General features: G+C 57.9%; 11 protein-coding genes and 1 tRNA gene. 6 read left to right on the plus strand and 6 right to left on the minus strand.

Features of this window, described 5'->3' with window-relative positions; all coding sequences use genetic code 11:
- Positions 1 to 17 precede the first annotated feature (17 nt).
- The 5 genes from FHT87_RS30895 to FHT87_RS30915 all read left to right on the plus strand — a co-directional run bounded on the left by FHT87_RS30895 (position 18) and on the right by FHT87_RS30915 (position 3,611).
- Positions 18 to 94: transfer RNA gene (locus FHT87_RS30895), tRNA-Met, on the plus strand.
- 199 nt (positions 95 to 293) lie between these two features.
- Positions 294 to 779, plus strand: coding sequence for a DUF305 domain-containing protein (locus FHT87_RS30900; protein WP_183727351.1), 486 nt, complete (start codon positions 294 to 296; stop codon positions 777 to 779).
- A gap of 11 nt (positions 780 to 790) precedes the next feature.
- The gene (locus FHT87_RS30905) at positions 791 to 2,248 is read left to right on the plus strand and encodes a YncE family protein (RefSeq protein WP_183727354.1); all 1,458 of its coding nucleotides are present in this window, start codon (positions 791 to 793) and stop codon (positions 2,246 to 2,248) included.
- Between the two features lie 62 nt (positions 2,249 to 2,310).
- Positions 2,311 to 2,838 (plus strand): RNA polymerase sigma factor, encoded by a 528-nt coding sequence (locus FHT87_RS30910; RefSeq protein WP_183727356.1) that lies wholly within the window; start codon positions 2,311 to 2,313, stop codon positions 2,836 to 2,838.
- Complete coding sequence (locus FHT87_RS30915; RefSeq protein WP_183727358.1) at positions 2,835 to 3,611, plus strand: anti-sigma factor; 777 nt, start codon at positions 2,835 to 2,837, stop codon at positions 3,609 to 3,611. Before FHT87_RS30910 ends, FHT87_RS30915 begins: the two co-directional genes overlap by 4 nt.
- A gap of 74 nt (positions 3,612 to 3,685) precedes the next feature.
- On the opposite strand, the gene FHT87_RS30920 is transcribed toward FHT87_RS30915, so the two are convergent.
- The 6 genes from FHT87_RS30920 to FHT87_RS30945 form a co-directional block, all read right to left on the minus strand.
- Positions 3,686 to 5,332 carry a GNAT family N-acetyltransferase gene (locus tag FHT87_RS30920; protein ID WP_183727360.1) on the minus strand — a complete coding sequence of 549 codons (1,647 nt, stop codon included), beginning with the start codon at positions 5,330 to 5,332 and terminating at the stop codon, positions 3,686 to 3,688.
- Between the two features lie 234 nt (positions 5,333 to 5,566).
- Complete coding sequence (locus FHT87_RS30925) at positions 5,567 to 6,055, minus strand: hypothetical protein (RefSeq protein WP_183806481.1); 489 nt, start codon at positions 6,053 to 6,055, stop codon at positions 5,567 to 5,569.
- A gap of 80 nt (positions 6,056 to 6,135) precedes the next feature.
- Positions 6,136 to 7,485: an HlyD family type I secretion periplasmic adaptor subunit gene (locus FHT87_RS30930; protein WP_183806483.1), complete on the minus strand. Its 1,350-nt coding sequence runs from the start codon at positions 7,483 to 7,485 to the stop codon at positions 6,136 to 6,138.
- A gap of 5 nt (positions 7,486 to 7,490) precedes the next feature.
- Positions 7,491 to 9,773, minus strand: a complete 2,283-nt coding sequence (locus FHT87_RS30935) for a type I secretion system permease/ATPase (protein ID WP_183806485.1) — start codon at positions 9,771 to 9,773, stop codon at positions 7,491 to 7,493.
- 25 nt (positions 9,774 to 9,798) lie between these two features.
- Positions 9,799 to 11,868, minus strand: a complete 2,070-nt coding sequence (locus FHT87_RS30940) for a hypothetical protein (RefSeq protein WP_183806487.1) — start codon at positions 11,866 to 11,868, stop codon at positions 9,799 to 9,801.
- 135 nt (positions 11,869 to 12,003) lie between these two features.
- Positions 12,004 to 12,987: a fibrinogen-binding protein gene (locus FHT87_RS30945; protein ID WP_183806489.1), complete on the minus strand. Its 984-nt coding sequence runs from the start codon at positions 12,985 to 12,987 to the stop codon at positions 12,004 to 12,006.
- Positions 12,988 to 13,855: 868 nt separating this feature from the next.
- Between FHT87_RS30945 and FHT87_RS30950 the strand changes: the two genes are divergently transcribed.
- Positions 13,856 to 14,638, plus strand: coding sequence for a response regulator transcription factor (locus tag FHT87_RS30950; RefSeq protein WP_183727372.1), 783 nt, complete (start codon positions 13,856 to 13,858; stop codon positions 14,636 to 14,638).
- The last annotated feature ends 91 nt before the right edge of the window (positions 14,639 to 14,729 follow it).

A 14,729-nucleotide genomic window follows, 5' to 3' on the forward strand; every position in this document is an offset into this window, starting at 1 on the left:
CGTCCGGAATGAAATATCGCGGGGTGGAGCAGCCCGGTAGCTCGTCAGGCTCATAACCTGAAGGCCGCAGGTTCAAATCCTGCCCCCGCAACCAACGATCCCTGTGATACCAGAGAGCCCCCACCGCGGGGCTTTTTGCGTTTCTGGGCTTCACCGTTGGCTGCCTGTCCCATCAGGTCACCAGTCACACAGTCAAAGCTCACCGGCCCTCGGAAAAATCGCAGCCAGACGGAATAAGTCGGCAGTTCTGTTGTCTACGTTCGTGAAACCGCTCTGCACAACAAGGAGCCCGCATGGACGTCTTTCCTCGAAAAAGATTCCTTCCGCTGGCAGGATCGATCTTCGTGATCCTGTCCGTTTCCGCGTTTGCCGACGATCCGGCATCGCATCAACACATCACCTCCGCGGTGACCGACGAGACGCCGTTCCTGGCGGAAAACGATGCCGCCATGACGAAGATGATGAACGACATAGCGGTCAGGCCGACAGGTGACGTCAACAGGGATTTCGTCGAGATGATGATCCCTCATCATCAGGGCGCGATCGATATGGCGCAGGCCTATCTGCGTTATGGCAGCAATGAGCAGCTCAAGCGCATTGCCCAGGAAATCATTGTCGATCAGCAGCAGGAAATCGCCGCGATGCGGCTGGCTCTCGGCGATCCGCTTCCACCTTCGGAGCCGGCGCCAACACAAGTTTCCCCGCAGAACTCCGTCTCTTCCGGCGCCGGCATGTCGATGACGCCGACCATGGATCCGAACATGAAAATGGGCAACTGAAAGGACCCGTCATGAAGTCAAGCCTTCTCGCCCTCAGTCTGTTTGCCGGCGCCATGCTGGCGCCTTTAACAAGCTCTGCCGGCCAGGCGCCGGGTGCCGCCTCTGATCCGGATATCCCCATCAGCAGCAAGGATCGCGTCTATGCGGCCGAACAATTCTCCAACACGGTGTCTGTCACCGATCCCTCAACCAACAAACTGCTCGGCGTCATCCGTCTCGGGGATCCGCAGCCCGGCAATCTGAGCCCGCTCTATCGGGGGCAGGTCCTGGTCCACGGTATGGGCTTTTCGCCTGATCACAAAACACTGGCTGTCGTTTCGATCGGTTCGAATTCGGTGACTTTCATCGACACAGCAACCAATGCCGTAAAGCATACCACCTATGTAGGCCGCTCGCCGCATGAAGCATTCTTTACGCCCGATGGCAACGAAGTCTGGGTCACGGTTCGCGGCGAGGATTACATCTCCGTCATCGATGCGCATACCTATGAAGAGAAGCTGCAGATCAAGGTGCCGGCCGGCCCGGGCATGCAGATCTTCTCGCCGGATGGCAGATACGGCTACATCTGCTCCTCGTTCAACCCCGAGACCGTTGTCGTTTCCGTCGCCGATCACCAGATCGTCGGTCACATCAAGCAGGAAAGCCCCTTCTGCCCGAACATTGCGGCGACGCCTGACGGCAAGCAGGTCTGGTTCACCCTGAAGGATATCGGCAAGACGCAGGTCTTCGACGCTGAGGCACCCTTTGATCTCATCAAGACGATCGATACCGGACCGATCACCAATCACGTCAACATCGTGCACAACGCCAATGGCGACTTTGCCTACATCACCGTTGGTGGCCTCAACCAGGTGAAGGTGTACCGCACGGACAATTTCGAACAGGTCGCAACGATATCAGTCGGCAATCTTCCGCATGGCGTCTGGCCGTCCGGCGATGGCACGCGCGTTTATGTGGGTCTCGAAAACGCCGATGCACTCGCAGCGATCGACACATTGACGAACAAGGTGATCACCACGATACCAATCGGCCAGGCGCCGCAGGCCGTCAACTATGTCCCCAACGCAGTCCCCGAGGGCGACGGCATGCAGAACCTCCAACCGCTCGGCGTTGCCGGCCAGGCGGCGCATCTTGTCCTGCGCGCGCCCAAGGCAAAGCAGGATGGCGTTGCACCGACCAGTATCTCTCTTTTCGATCAGGGCCTGTCGCAGGTGCTGCAGGCATCGGTGACAGGGCTGCAGCCCAAGAAGCCTTACATTCTTGCACTCTCCACCCGGGCTGATGGTTCCGGTGATCTTCAGCCGCTGGCTTCGTTCACGACGAATCCGGCTGGTTCGGCGATCGTCAACGCCGTCGGTCCCATCCGGCAGATCGTCCAGAGCGACGAGAAGACCGAGCGCCGCTATCTCGTTGTCGCCGCTGCGGGCGTAAGTGGACCCGGTGAAGTCGTCCAGATCGAAGCGAAGTAAATCCCTTCCGCCCGCCGCCTGTGATAGGGTGGCGGGCGGAAGCTCCTGAAGGTAAGCCTCTCATGAGTGATATCCTGCAGCTTGTCGAACCGATGATACCGGCGCTCCGCCGCTATGCCCGCGGATTGCTGAAAGATGCAACGGCGGCAGACGATCTCGTCCAGGATTGTCTGGAGCGGGTTATCGCTCATTGGCACCATCGCCGAAACGACGATCCGCGCACCTGGGTCTTCGCGATCCTTCATAATCTGGCTGTCAACCGGTTGAAACAGATGTCGCGTCGTGGCGAACATCTGCCCTTTGAAAAGCTGGACGAAAGTGCCTTTGCCAGGCAGCCGACACAGGAAGATAATCTGATGCGTCGCGATATAATTCAGGCGCTGGAGCAGCTTCCGGAAGAGCAGCGCAGCGTCCTGCTACTGGTATCGGTTGAGGATCTGTCCTATTCGCAGACAGCGGCAGTCCTGGCTATCCCGATTGGTACCGTCATGTCGCGCCTGTCGCGGGCGCGCGAGCGGCTGCGGCAGATATTGGAGAATCCGCGGCAGACGGTACAGGGGCCAGCCGCCCATCTTCGGAGAGTGAAATGAGTGTAAAACCGATCACCGAGGATGATCTTCACGGTTTTGTGGATGGTGCGCTCGACGAGACGCGAGAAGCCGAGGTTTCGGTCTATCTCGAAACCCATCCCGAAATCGCCGCGCGGATCGACAGTTACGGCAGGCAGCGGCTCGATCTAAGGGCCGTGCTCAACCCCGTGGCGGAAGAGCCGGTTCCAAGCCGCCTGAACCTGCGCCACCTGGTGGAGATGCGTAAGCAAAGCCGGCCGCCCTTCTGGCGCATGGCTGCCGCTGCCGTTGTTCTTCTCGTTGCCGGCGGTTCGGGCGGCTGGATGCTGCACGGCATGTACAGGCAATCGAGTGAGGGCATGATGGCGCTGGCCGATGAGGCAGCCGACAGCTTCGCGACCTATGCGCCCGACAGGACAAGACCCGTCGAGCTTCGCGCCGACAGTACGGCCGAGCTCGTCGACTGGGCGACCGAGCGCATGGGCCGCAAACCGGTGCTGCCGGATCTTTCTAAGTCGGGCTATCGCCTGATGGGCGGCCGAATGATTTCGACATCACATGGCGCTGGACTGATGCTGATGTATGACGATGACCGCGGCACACGTCTTGTCATGCTGACGCGCCCGATGGTCGCCGATCAGAACAAACCCATGGCACCGCATGCGCAGGGCAATGTCGAGGGTTGGAGCTGGGCGTCCGGCGGCATGGGCTATAGCCTCGTCGGTGCCCTGCCGGCCGATACCTTGCATCCGCTAGCCGACGATATCAGGCATCAGACCGAAACCGGTGCTTGAGTTCTGTCGTGCCTGAAGCATGTCGCGCGAAAGTGCAAAGCGGTTTTGCGATGACGACATGCGAAAACAAAGACTTAGTGCATGCGTGGGCGGCGTTTCTCGCCGCCGCGCTTTAGAGGCAATCCCATCATGCCTTCGGGGATCTGTTCATCGGCTGCCGGCGCTGCATTATGCAGGCGTAGACGCTCGAGCGCCATGCGAGCAAGCTGGGCATAGGGAATGGCGGCCGGATCGTCCGTGTGGATATCCTGGATCGCGGTAAGAACTGTCTCGGCTTCGGCGAGGCGGCGTGCCGCGATGAGGGCGATACCCTCCTTGTAACGGGCCTGCACCACATGGGGCGCCTGCGCGCCGATGCGACGGAAGGTCACGACTGCATTCTCATAGAGTTTCAGCGCCAGTTGTGTATCTCCAAGGCGAAGTGCAATCGGCAGCGGCTCGGCGGTGCGTTCCAGCAATGTCTGATAGGCGGTAAGGGCTTCGGTCAGCTTTCCCCGGTCGAAGAGCAGGTTGGCAAGGCCGAATTCGGCGCCGACATGGCCCGGCGAGGATTGCAGGACCTGCGTGAAGACCGTTTCCGCTCTTGCCTTTTCGCCGTTTCGATACATTTCGAGCGCCCGCTCATAGACATATTTGACGCTGCGTGGATGCAGGACGCCGCCCAGATTGCGCCCGTCGCGTGTCCGGAAAAGCGTATAGCTGATCCGCCGCTCGTCAGCGCCGAAGACATATTTGTAGGGTTCGTTCCCGCGCAGGAAATCATAGAATTTGAAGCCGTCCTCGATCGCCCGCCGGATGCAATATCCATGCAGCACGAGGCCTGGAGACGGCATCTTCCAGTTCTCGTCGCGGCCGGTGATATAGAAGAGGATCGTCTTTTTGGGCCGGTCCACGATGTTGGCGAGAGCGCCGAGCGGCTGTTCGCGAAACCAGAAGACCGGGACGTCGAGCGTGCCGCTCTTGAAGCAGTCCATCAGCATTTCACGCGTGGAATTGATGAGCCGCTCCGTCCGCTCCGGCCCTTTGCGCTCCGTCCATCGCGTGCGCCAGAAATCGAAGAGAATGGTGAGGTCCCGGTCAATGGTCTCGGGCGTCGCCATGGTCATCCGGTAGCCCTCATCGCCGTCGAGCTTGCGCAGGAAGCGGCGCAGCTTCTGGCGTGTCTGGCTGCTCATCTTGCCGTCCAGATAGTCGTCCCAGCTTGCAGGCAGCGAGACGACCGGGCAGATCGTATTGTCGATATTGTCATGGCTGGTTGGCGCGTTGTCGCGAAACATGACGAGCGGCCCCTGCAGCGCCAGGATCATCTTTTCCCGTCGTTCCGGCGGCCCGCTGAAATGCTCCAGCCGAAGATGCGTCCAGTTCTGCTGTTTGAGGTAAGCGGCGAAGCCGGCGATGGCTTTTTGCTCGTAGCCCGGCATGACGATGAGGCCGGTATAATCGGCCGAATAACTCCCGCCCATGACGATTTCGTCGTAGAAAAGCCCGCTCTGCTCATCGAGTTTTGTGAGCAACCTCAGTGGCAAAAAGGCGACATAGGGAGCATCCGGCTCCCGCTGGCGCAGCGCCAGGACGAACCACCGGCCGCGGTGCCCAAGAAAATCTTTGAGCCATGTCCAGGAAAGGAAATGTTGGGCGTCCGGATCGTCTCGATAGACCTGATCCCAGTTGTCGCGAACGGCGTCAAAACCGGCGACGGTATCAATGACATCGATGCGCATGCCCCCTCCCAATACTCCATACATAATTCGGGAGATTCCAGTGTAGTGGGAAACATCGATCTTCAAATAAACCGTCCGGGTGATTCCTCGATGCGAAATGGGATTAGTCCTTCGCCACGTTTCCGGTCGGAAAGGCTAAAGCATGTCGCGCAAAAGTGCGTAGCGGTTTTGCGACAACGACATGCGAGAAAGACTCAAAGCGTGGCAAGCGGATCTAAAAGAGCGCAATACGCTTTAGAGTGCCACAATCCGCGGGCTCGCGTGGATGAAGGCCCAGAGCGCCTTGCTGATATTGACGATCTCGGCAATCGATTTCTCCAGGAGCTCCATCTCTCGGTCATCCATCTGTTCGACCTTGCCGTAGCGGATTTCCTTGTCGTCCTCGACGAGGCGCATCAGCTGCGTGCTGGAGATTTCGCCCTTATCGTCGAAGGAATAGATGCAGTGATTGTATTTGTTGCGCATCTTCGATTCCTTCTTCAGCCGGGACATGGCAGACAGAACCGCCCTGCGGTCCGCGGCAGGCGTCGAAGAGAGCTTTGCGAGGCGCTCGACGAGATCTATGCGTGCGCGAGTCGTGTTGAGCGTCAGGAAGACGACGACCGCCGCCTCCTTCTCCACATTGAGAAGATGGGCGATAATATAGATCAGAAGGCTTTCTGTATTCGTCCAGACATAGTTTAACCGGCCAACACTCAATAAGACATCTGACATGGCCGGCATGCTAAAATCCCTCGGCTGAACGCTTGTTATACATAGACTATATCAGATCGTTTCGATAAATGCGTCGGCCATTTCTACGCTTAACGCTCCTTGAACGCGCGTGACATGCTGTCGGCGATCGGCTTGCTCAGATATTCGAAGAAGGTGCGCTCCGAGGTCTGGAGCAGTACCTCCGCCGGCATGCCGGGAACCGGATGGAAGTTGTGAACGCGGGCAATTTCCGAGTCCGGGATCTGTACGCGCACGATGTACACGTCCTTCACGGACATGCCGGCATTTTCCTCAATGGAGTCGGCCGAAACATAGAAGACCTTGCCTTCCAGAACCGGCGTAGTGCGCCTGTTGAGGGCGGTCAGGCGGATTGCCGCCGTCTGCCCTTCGTGAAGCTGATCGATGGAGGTACGCAATACCTGCGCCTCCAGGATCAGCGGCACATGGGCCGGCAGGATTTCCATGATCGGTTTTCCGGTGGTGATGACGCCGCCGGCGGTGTGGTAGTAGGAGCGCACAACCGTACCAGTCACCGGCGAACGGATGACCGTACGCTCCAGAACGCCGGCAGCTTCGTGCAGCTGTTGACGCACGCTGTCGAGGTCGGATTCGGCGGTCTCCAGCGCGTCAAGCGCTGCCTGCTTGTTGGAGTTGACGGCGATGACCGCTTCCTGACGGAATTTGGCGATTTCCGCCTCGCTCTCGTTGAGCTCTCCGTTCAGGCGCGAAATATCGCCCATCGCATCGGCAATGGCGCGCTCGATGGCCAGAAGGTCGGTCTTGCGCATATAGCCGACCTTGACGAGCCGTGCCTTGGAATCCCGCTCATCTGAGAGCAGCGCCAGTTGCCGTTCGAAGGACTCGCGCTGGCCCTTGTAGCCTTCGAAGCGGTATTCCAGCGACTTGATGTTCTTCTCGATGAGGTTGAGCTGCTCCTCGAGCTTGACCTGCTTGCTGTGGAAGACGACGTTTTGGCTCTGGATGATGGCGTTGATATCGGGGTCGCTCGCCTTTGCCATGACGATGTCAGGAAGCTTGAATTCACGCGATCCCTGTGCTTCGGCCCTGAGGCGTCCAACAACTGCCTCCAGACGCAGCCGCCTCAGCGTCAGCATTCGCTCGTTGGTCAAGGCGGCTGTTTGGTCGAGAGTCACCAGGACGTCGCCCTCCTTGACGCTTTCACCTTCGCTGACGAGCATTTCCTTGATGATACCGCCTTCAAGGTGCTGGACGACCTTGTTGTTGCCGGTCGCCACGAAGCTGCCCTGGGCGATGATGGCGGAGGCAAGTGGCGCGGTTGCCCCCCAGTATCCGAAACCGCCGAACGAGCAGAAAAGGATCGCCAAGCCGACAAAGCTGTGCAAACGGATGGAGCGCGGCACGTCGCCATACCATTCGAGCTGCACCGGGCCGGTGGATTCCTGCTTCTTATTTCCCATGGCCGTTACCTTTCGATACGCGGTGTCTGCTGGCCGTTGCGGCCATTGCCCTTGGAGAGTGCCTGCAGGACCTCCATGCGTTCGCCGAACATGGCGACGGTGCCGTCCTTGAGGACCATGATCTTGTCCACGCATTGCAGAAGTGCCGGGCGCTGCGTGATCGTAACTGTCGTGATGCCCTGTTTCTTGGCGTGGATCAGCGCCTTTGCGAGAGCGGCTTCACCCTGTGTGTCAAGGTTGGAGTTGGGCTCGTCGAGCACCACGAATTTGGGATCGCCGAAGAACGCGCGCGCCAGCGCGATGCGCTGCTTCTGGCCACCCGAAAGCGGCGCACCATCGGCGGCGACGACGGTCTCATAACCCTGTGGGAAGCCGGCGATCAGCTCGTGCACGTCGGCAAGGACGGCCGCCTCATAGATCCGCCGGTCTTCGATGTCGTCGCGCATGCGGCAGATATTGGCCTTGATCGTTCCGGGGAAGAGCTGAACGTCCTGCGGCAGATAGCCGATGCTTTCGCCGAACTGTCGCTGGTCCCAGTTGCGCAGATCCATGAGGTCGAGGCGCACATTGCCCGAGGTCGGCAGGATTGAGCCTACCAGCATCTTGCCGAGCGTCGTCTTGCCGGAGCCGGAATTGCCGATGATCGCCAGCGATTCGCCTTTCCTCAGTGAGAAGGAAATGCCATTCAGGATCACCTTCTTCTGCGGCGGCGGAACGAAGAGGATCCGCTCCACATCGAGCCGGCCTTCCGGATTGGGAAGGCGCAGGCGCGGGAAGTTGAGCGGCGAAGTGAGCAGCAGGTTCTTGATGCGGCCGTAGGCGGCGGCCGATCGGTTGAACTGATGCCAGCCTTCGATTGCCCCTTCGATCGGCGCCAGCGCGCGGCCGGAAATGATCGAAGCTGCAATGACCATGCCGCCGGTCAACTCTCCTGACAGTGACAGATGCGCGCCCCAGCCGAGAAGCCCGACCTGCGTGATCATACGGCAGGCCTTGGAAATGCCGGTGAAGATGATGTTTCGGTCCTGCGCTTCGACATGGGATTTCAACGAGCCGGCGGTTTCTCGGCCCCACATCTTCACCGCCTCGGGGATCATCGCGAGCGCGTTGATGATCTGCGAATTGCGCGACATGGAATCGAGGTGGAAATTCGCACGGCTGAGATAGCTGTTGGATTCGGCGAATTGTTTGGCCGTGAATTTCTGGTTCAGGTAGGCGATCAGGAACAGCACCGCGCAGCAGATCATGATGATGATGCCGAGATGCGGATGTACCAGGTAGACCACGACTACGAAGAGCGGCATCAGCGGCGCATCGAGGAAGGCAATCAGCGTTCCTGAAGTCAGGAAGCTGCGCAGAAGCTGAAGGTCTTGCAGGATCTGGTAATCCTTGCCGTTTCCATGCAGCGAGGCGCGGGCTGCGGCGCTGAGGATCGGTGCGCCCAGCTGGACTTCCAGTTCCACGGCAGTTCGCATCAGGATGAAGCGCCGGACAGAATCCAGGAAGGCTTGCAGGAGGACGGCACCCACCACCACGATCGAAAGCATCACCAATGTGTCGATGGAACGGCTGGTCAGGACGCGATCCGAAATCTGGAAGAGGTAAAGCGGGATCGCCAGCAGAAGCACGTTGATGGCAACCGTAAAGACCATCACGATTGCTAGGTTGCGCCTGATGGCCGCGATGCCTCGGGCGAGGCTCAAAGCGAAATTCACCGGCTCGCTGCGCTTGTGGAAGCCGCTGTTTCCACCGCCGCCGCCACCGCCGCCACCGCCGAAATCCGGTTCCTTGCCGCCTCCGCCACCGCCATCTGTGCGCAGACGGCGCTCATTTTCTTTCACCGGGCCGGTATCGCCATCGATCGTCTTTGCAAAGGGAATATCCGGCTTGGCCTTGAGCTCGCCGGTTCCATCGGGCGTCCGCCGTGCTTCGATACCGGGCGTCTCCCGCAGTTCTTCAGCCGGCCGAGGCTTTGTTTCTGGCCCCACAGTGTCGACGACGGGTATGTCGTCGCCGGAAAGCCGCCTTTCAGACCGTTCGGTCGGCATCACGGCTTGCACTTCATCCACTTTCTCTTCAGCAAAAGTCTCGCCAACCTCGACTTCATGGGGATAGGAAAGCGGCGCCTCCCGAGTCAGCTTGCGAAGATGGTCCACTGCATCGTCGATCGCTGAAACGCAGGCCTTGGTCAGAAAATCCTGCGGATTCGCGGCTGTCGAGGATGGCTTGTCGCCACGCAGGTCGAGCGCGCTGCCATTGGCGAAAATCTGTTTTGAGATTTGATTCATCGCGGTCTCTCCCAGGATACGCAGGTCATGCGACCACGGCTTGCATTACATCTGAGGGCTGGGTGGAGGACCATGAAAGGTCATGCCCGCCGTTGATGATGCCATCGCCGCTGTCCGCGCCTTGGGGGCTATCGTCATCGAGAAAGGCGATGACCTCATTGGCAAGTCTCTCGCCAGCCGTCTCGGGCTGGGTGGCATCGTGTTCTATGATCCCGCCCTGGATGAGAATGGCGTCGGAATAGAGCTGACCGGCAACATAGGTGGTACCGCCGAAGCTGTCATAATCGACGATTTCAGCGATATTGGCGACGATATTGCTGCCTGTATCGATCGTGACCACGGCGTCTTGGTTGTTCTTCAGAAGCTCGGCTGCAGCCCGGGTCACATCGTCGGAATCTCCGAGCACCGCGACCTGCTTGATGATCGTCATGTCGAGGAGATTACCGGTGATGTAGAGAACATTCAGGCCGATATAGCCCTGGAAATTGGGATCGAAGGACAAGCCCTCGGGCATTGTCGGATCACGTTCCTGGATCCCCTTCTCCGCCTCCTGCATATAGTCGGGCATGGTCTCGAAACGGTCATTGGCGCCGACATTGTGGATCGCCGCAAGATTCCAGATGAGATTGTTGCCGGACTGGATGGTGCCACCATCGCCTGCGCCGTCCTCGGCGCGGACCCAGTCGTTGTCGTAGAGAAGTGAAATCTGCGTGATGCTGTTGATATCGTAGACATTTCCGCCGACGATCACCAGATCGTACTGCAGCCCTATTTGGAAGAAGGACGAAAAATTCAACGTCGTATTACCGCCCGTCAGAACCGTCGTTTCCGAGCCGCTCGTCATGACGGTCATGGTGTCGTTGTCGCTGACGAAATGATACTGTTCGATCCAGTTTACGAAGGAGACGTCGCCCTCGATGACGCTGACCCGCCAGACGCTCGGAAAGATGGGGTCGCCATGTGCATCGGCCGCCGCCTGCGGCTGGTCGTGTTGGACAGTGCTGCGTTCGAAGCCTGCAATATTGTAGGCATCGACACCGGCACTCTCGGCCGCATCGGCTGAGGAATGGAATACCGATGCGATGTCATCATTGTCGCTGTAGGCATAGACTTGGGTGATAGCGTCGATCTGGTGGTAGTCGCCCATGACGGCCGTCACGGAAGAGATCACCGCGGTGTTGACGACGGAAACGATATTCGCGACGAGATTAGCGCCCGCGGTAACCTCCAGGCTGCTTGAGGCAGGATCGTGCTGCTCGACGGATGTCTGGGTTTCGTCGGGTTCCTCCGGCAGTTTGGCCAGCCCCCGGTCTGGCAGCAGATCATCCAGCGCCGGGACCTCGGAAACGAGCTTGCTGTTCATATAGGTTCCGGTGATCTCGTCACTCGCCAGCACGAAATTATGTGCCTGATCATTGGAGTTATCTGCGGGACTGTCTGCCGGCGTTTCGCCCGTTCCGACCGACGTCTGGCCGGAATCCTTCACGGCCCGGATATAGGCCTCCATATCATCGGCGATTTGCTTGACACCCTCGAAGCTGTCGGTCCGTTGCAGGCTGGCAAAGGGAGTGAAGATTTCTGTCTGAGCGCTGAACTCGGCCAGCCGTTCGGTGACGAAGCTCGTATCGCGCGGGGCGTGGTTGCCATCCGTCATGTCGAGATAATCGTCGTCAAAGAGAACGTTGATCTGCGTGGCATATCCGACCGCCGATCCGGGACTATTGAAAACGTCCAGCTTTTCCTCGGCCTCGACATCAATGTCCTGCGGGCTGCCGAACCTCGGCAAGGGCACGTCGCGATGGGCGATTTCGGAGAGCTTCTCGATGCTCTCCTCGAAGGGGCGGCCGAACCGGCGGCCCCCGCCATAGACGATCTCATAGCTGACGCTTCTGTAATTGACGTCGGGATCGTAGTCTTTAAGCACGAGATCGGAGGCGAAGGTGGGGGTGGCGGCGATCAGATCGTCAAGCGTCGGATCATTTTCGGCAGAGCCTGTACCCTCCGTCAGTTCTGCGCGCAGCCTCATCTCCTCGGTCGTCGTTTCGAATATGCCGATGAAATGGGCGATGATCTCTGAGAATTTCTCAATTTGCATTGCCTTGGCCCTCCCTATCGAAGAGACGACCGGCCGTGCGGCACCTTCTGTCGGAGCCGCACTGTTCGTCAATTCGTACGCAAGCATTCAAACTGCACCGGCCAAAGCCGGTGCAGCCCTTTCTTGTCTTGGAGGTTAGTTTCCGCTGGTATCTTCGCCGACATCGGAGACATGCGAGTTGCCGCCAATGACGCTGGAGTCCACAGCATTGCTGAGCATGTTCGCGCCCTGGACGAGTTCCAGATGGAAGCCCGAGTTGGCGAGGATTGCGGAAGCATCTGCCGTCGAAGTGCCTGCGACGTCGTCGCCCGCCTTGAGGTCCCAGCCCTTGCTGTCCATGTCGACACCGTCAGCACCATGGGCAGTGCCGGCATCCGCATTCAGGTGGTTCTGAGCATCGCTGTTGTTCTGCGCGATGTTCCAGGCCTGATCCTGGTCTGCGAGGTGGTTTGCCTGGACAGTGCTGAACACGGAGTCGGCGCCTCCGCCGGACAGTGAACCGTTGAGGATATTGTCGATATTGAGGGTGAAGGAGAAGTCATCCCCGATGTCAAAGGTAAGATCATGGCCGGCAACGCCGAGGTTTCCGAAGTCCTTGACATCATCGATGACGGCAAAATCCGTATCCGTCTTGTTGAAGCTGTCACTGGTGTTGAGGCTGTCGGTGGTCGTCTTGGTGTCGGTATCCGTGATCGTCTTGATGTCGGTGTCGATATCCGTCTTCGTGTCGTTGTCGCTAATCGTTGTCGTATCGTTATCGCTGTAAGACTTGGAATCGTAGCTCCAGTCGTAGTCCGACTTCGTGGTAGTGGTTGTGTCATTGTCGTTGATAGTGGTCGTCTTGGTGTTCGTGTCGTCGTCGGACTTGTAGGACCAGTCGTATTCGTTGTCGCGGTTGTCGCCGTTGTCGGTCTTCACGTCGACGTCAGCCTTCACGTTGATATCTGTGCTGTTGTCAGTGTTGTCGCGATTGTCGCCGTTAGCGATTCCGCCGACGTAACCCGTTGAATCGTCATCGATTTCTGTCGAGTTAATGGCGCTGGAAAGGCCGTCGGCCAAGGCGCCCACCTTCACGGTGTCGTCATCGGAGCCCTGACCGGGCTTCGGATCATAGGGCATTTCAGTTCCTCCAGGAAAAAACCGGAGCAGCTTTCGAAATCCCTCTCATCTCAAATGGGATTTTGCTCGCGCTTGCTCCGAGCGTTAACATCGGCAGGTGTACCCGATACCTTATCACCTGCAGTTTCATCGCGATTTGTTGGCCAAATTCTGTATTGGGATCGTGCCTATTCAGTACAAAGACGCACAAATCCATTCCCGGACTCGATGTGAGCGCGAGCAATGCCGTCGAACTTCTTTTTGAGTCCCCTCGAAAGAAGACCAAGTATCAAAAACACATGCCGATACTTGATTTTCACGTCGCCGCTTTGGCAACCATCAGAGATTGATGGAAAAAAATGGGTCCCGATAGATATCAATTCGGGCTAAGGCATCCGAAGCCGGTTCATTACTCCAGCTAAGCCAGTGCCGGATCGCAGGCCCGGCGAAAGCCATGTGCGTATTCGGGACAGCGTCCCATACCTCGGAATCGGGCGGGTTCGACTGATTGGGATAATGCGAAATTAAGCGCGAAAGGTTCTCCGTCTTATTTTGAAATATCGTCTGCCCATTACCGCTTTGCTTTCGTATGTCTCGAACTAATACATGGTGCTTTATACCGTGATCTAGTTGAAATACCGCCCGCTAGTATGTTTCTTGTCCGAAATGCAACCATAAAGTGGCAAAAATAAATATAACTTCGTGGCAACTAACCCATTTGGGCCATTTCTTTCCTTTGAAATCCATATTACCATAATTAAGAAATGCCTAAAAGATAAGGCGGCCACATGCCTAGGGGCAATGTTCGTCGGCATGTAATACCCGCCATCGCGCCAATGGGAGTAGATGCTCCGAGTTTGAGTACAGTGTAGCGCTAGGGGAGGCGTATATGTTCATGGTTGGGTCGGAAGTAGGAGATTCGGATCAGGCAAGAAGACTGGGTCCGAATGGAGAAACAATTCTGGTAATCGCCAAGGCGGACTTGTTCTCCGAATGCATGGTTGAAGCACTGGCGAAGAAATTCCCGAATTTCGATGTCATAAGCATACAGAGCGCGCAGTCCATATCCGAGAAGGATATTCACGACATGCGGCTTGTCCTGTTCTATCATGTCGCCGGCGCCGAGTTGCACGATGCGATGCAGACCGTTCGAGAAAACCGTCCGGACGCATCCATCGGCCTTGTCGTTGAAGCCATCGACATGATGGAGCCCTATATCAGCCGCCTCGTCGAGGCGCGTGTCATTGATGGCGTCCTGCCGCTCAATCTGCGCCTGGACGTTTTCATGGCGGCAATCGATCTGCTGATGAAGGGTGGCGAGCATTTTCCGTCCGCGCTTCTTGGCCGTCTGTCCAACCGGGCAACGACACAGCTTGAGCCCTCGTTGTACCAGACGAAGTCCGTCGACGCAGCGCGTGCCAATGCGCTGAAACTTCGCCGCAACAGCATGGCGGCTCTGACGACGCGCGAGGTGCAGATTCTCGACCTGATCTGCAAGGGCACGCAGAACAAGATCATCGCCGATAAGCTTCACCTGTCCGAAAACACGGTGAAGGTCCACGTTCGTAATATCTATAAGAAGATGAATGTGAGAAATCGCACGGAAGCGGCCTCGCGTTTCTTCAACGACACTTCGGACAGCGGTGATATCTCTGGCAAGTGGCCGCACTAGGCAGCGGTGACGATTTAACTATTTGAGCCATATGGCGATAGCGGCGAGTTTGACGAAGCCCATGAAGTTTGCGAGCAACTTGTCATAGCGG

The sequence above is a fragment of the Rhizobium sp. BK316 genome (assembly GCF_014193695.1).
Classification (GTDB): Bacteria; Pseudomonadota; Alphaproteobacteria; order Rhizobiales; family Rhizobiaceae; genus Rhizobium.

What these genes read in the sequence shown, in the direction of transcription:
- FHT87_RS30900 (WP_183727351.1), top strand. Translation starts at nt 294, where the DNA reads ATGGACGTCTTTCCTCGAAAAAGATTCCTTCCGCTGGCAGGATCGATC.
- FHT87_RS30905 (WP_183727354.1), top strand. Translation starts at nt 791, where the DNA reads ATGAAGTCAAGCCTTCTCGCCCTCAGTCTGTTTGCCGGCGCCATGCTG.
- FHT87_RS30910 (WP_183727356.1), top strand. Translation starts at nt 2,311, where the DNA reads ATGAGTGATATCCTGCAGCTTGTCGAACCGATGATACCGGCGCTCCGC.
- FHT87_RS30915 (WP_183727358.1), top strand. Translation starts at nt 2,835, where the DNA reads ATGAGTGTAAAACCGATCACCGAGGATGATCTTCACGGTTTTGTGGAT.
- FHT87_RS30920 (WP_183727360.1), bottom strand. Translation starts at nt 5,332, where the DNA reads ATGCGCATCGATGTCATTGATACCGTCGCCGGTTTTGACGCCGTTCGC.
- FHT87_RS30925 (WP_183806481.1), bottom strand. Translation starts at nt 6,055, where the DNA reads ATGCCGGCCATGTCAGATGTCTTATTGAGTGTTGGCCGGTTAAACTAT.
- FHT87_RS30930 (WP_183806483.1), bottom strand. Translation starts at nt 7,485, where the DNA reads ATGGGAAATAAGAAGCAGGAATCCACCGGCCCGGTGCAGCTCGAATGG.
- FHT87_RS30935 (WP_183806485.1), bottom strand. Translation starts at nt 9,773, where the DNA reads ATGAATCAAATCTCAAAACAGATTTTCGCCAATGGCAGCGCGCTCGAC.
- FHT87_RS30940 (WP_183806487.1), bottom strand. Translation starts at nt 11,868, where the DNA reads ATGCAAATTGAGAAATTCTCAGAGATCATCGCCCATTTCATCGGCATA.
- FHT87_RS30945 (WP_183806489.1), bottom strand. Translation starts at nt 12,987, where the DNA reads ATGCCCTATGATCCGAAGCCCGGTCAGGGCTCCGATGACGACACCGTG.
- FHT87_RS30950 (WP_183727372.1), top strand. Translation starts at nt 13,856, where the DNA reads ATGTTCATGGTTGGGTCGGAAGTAGGAGATTCGGATCAGGCAAGAAGA.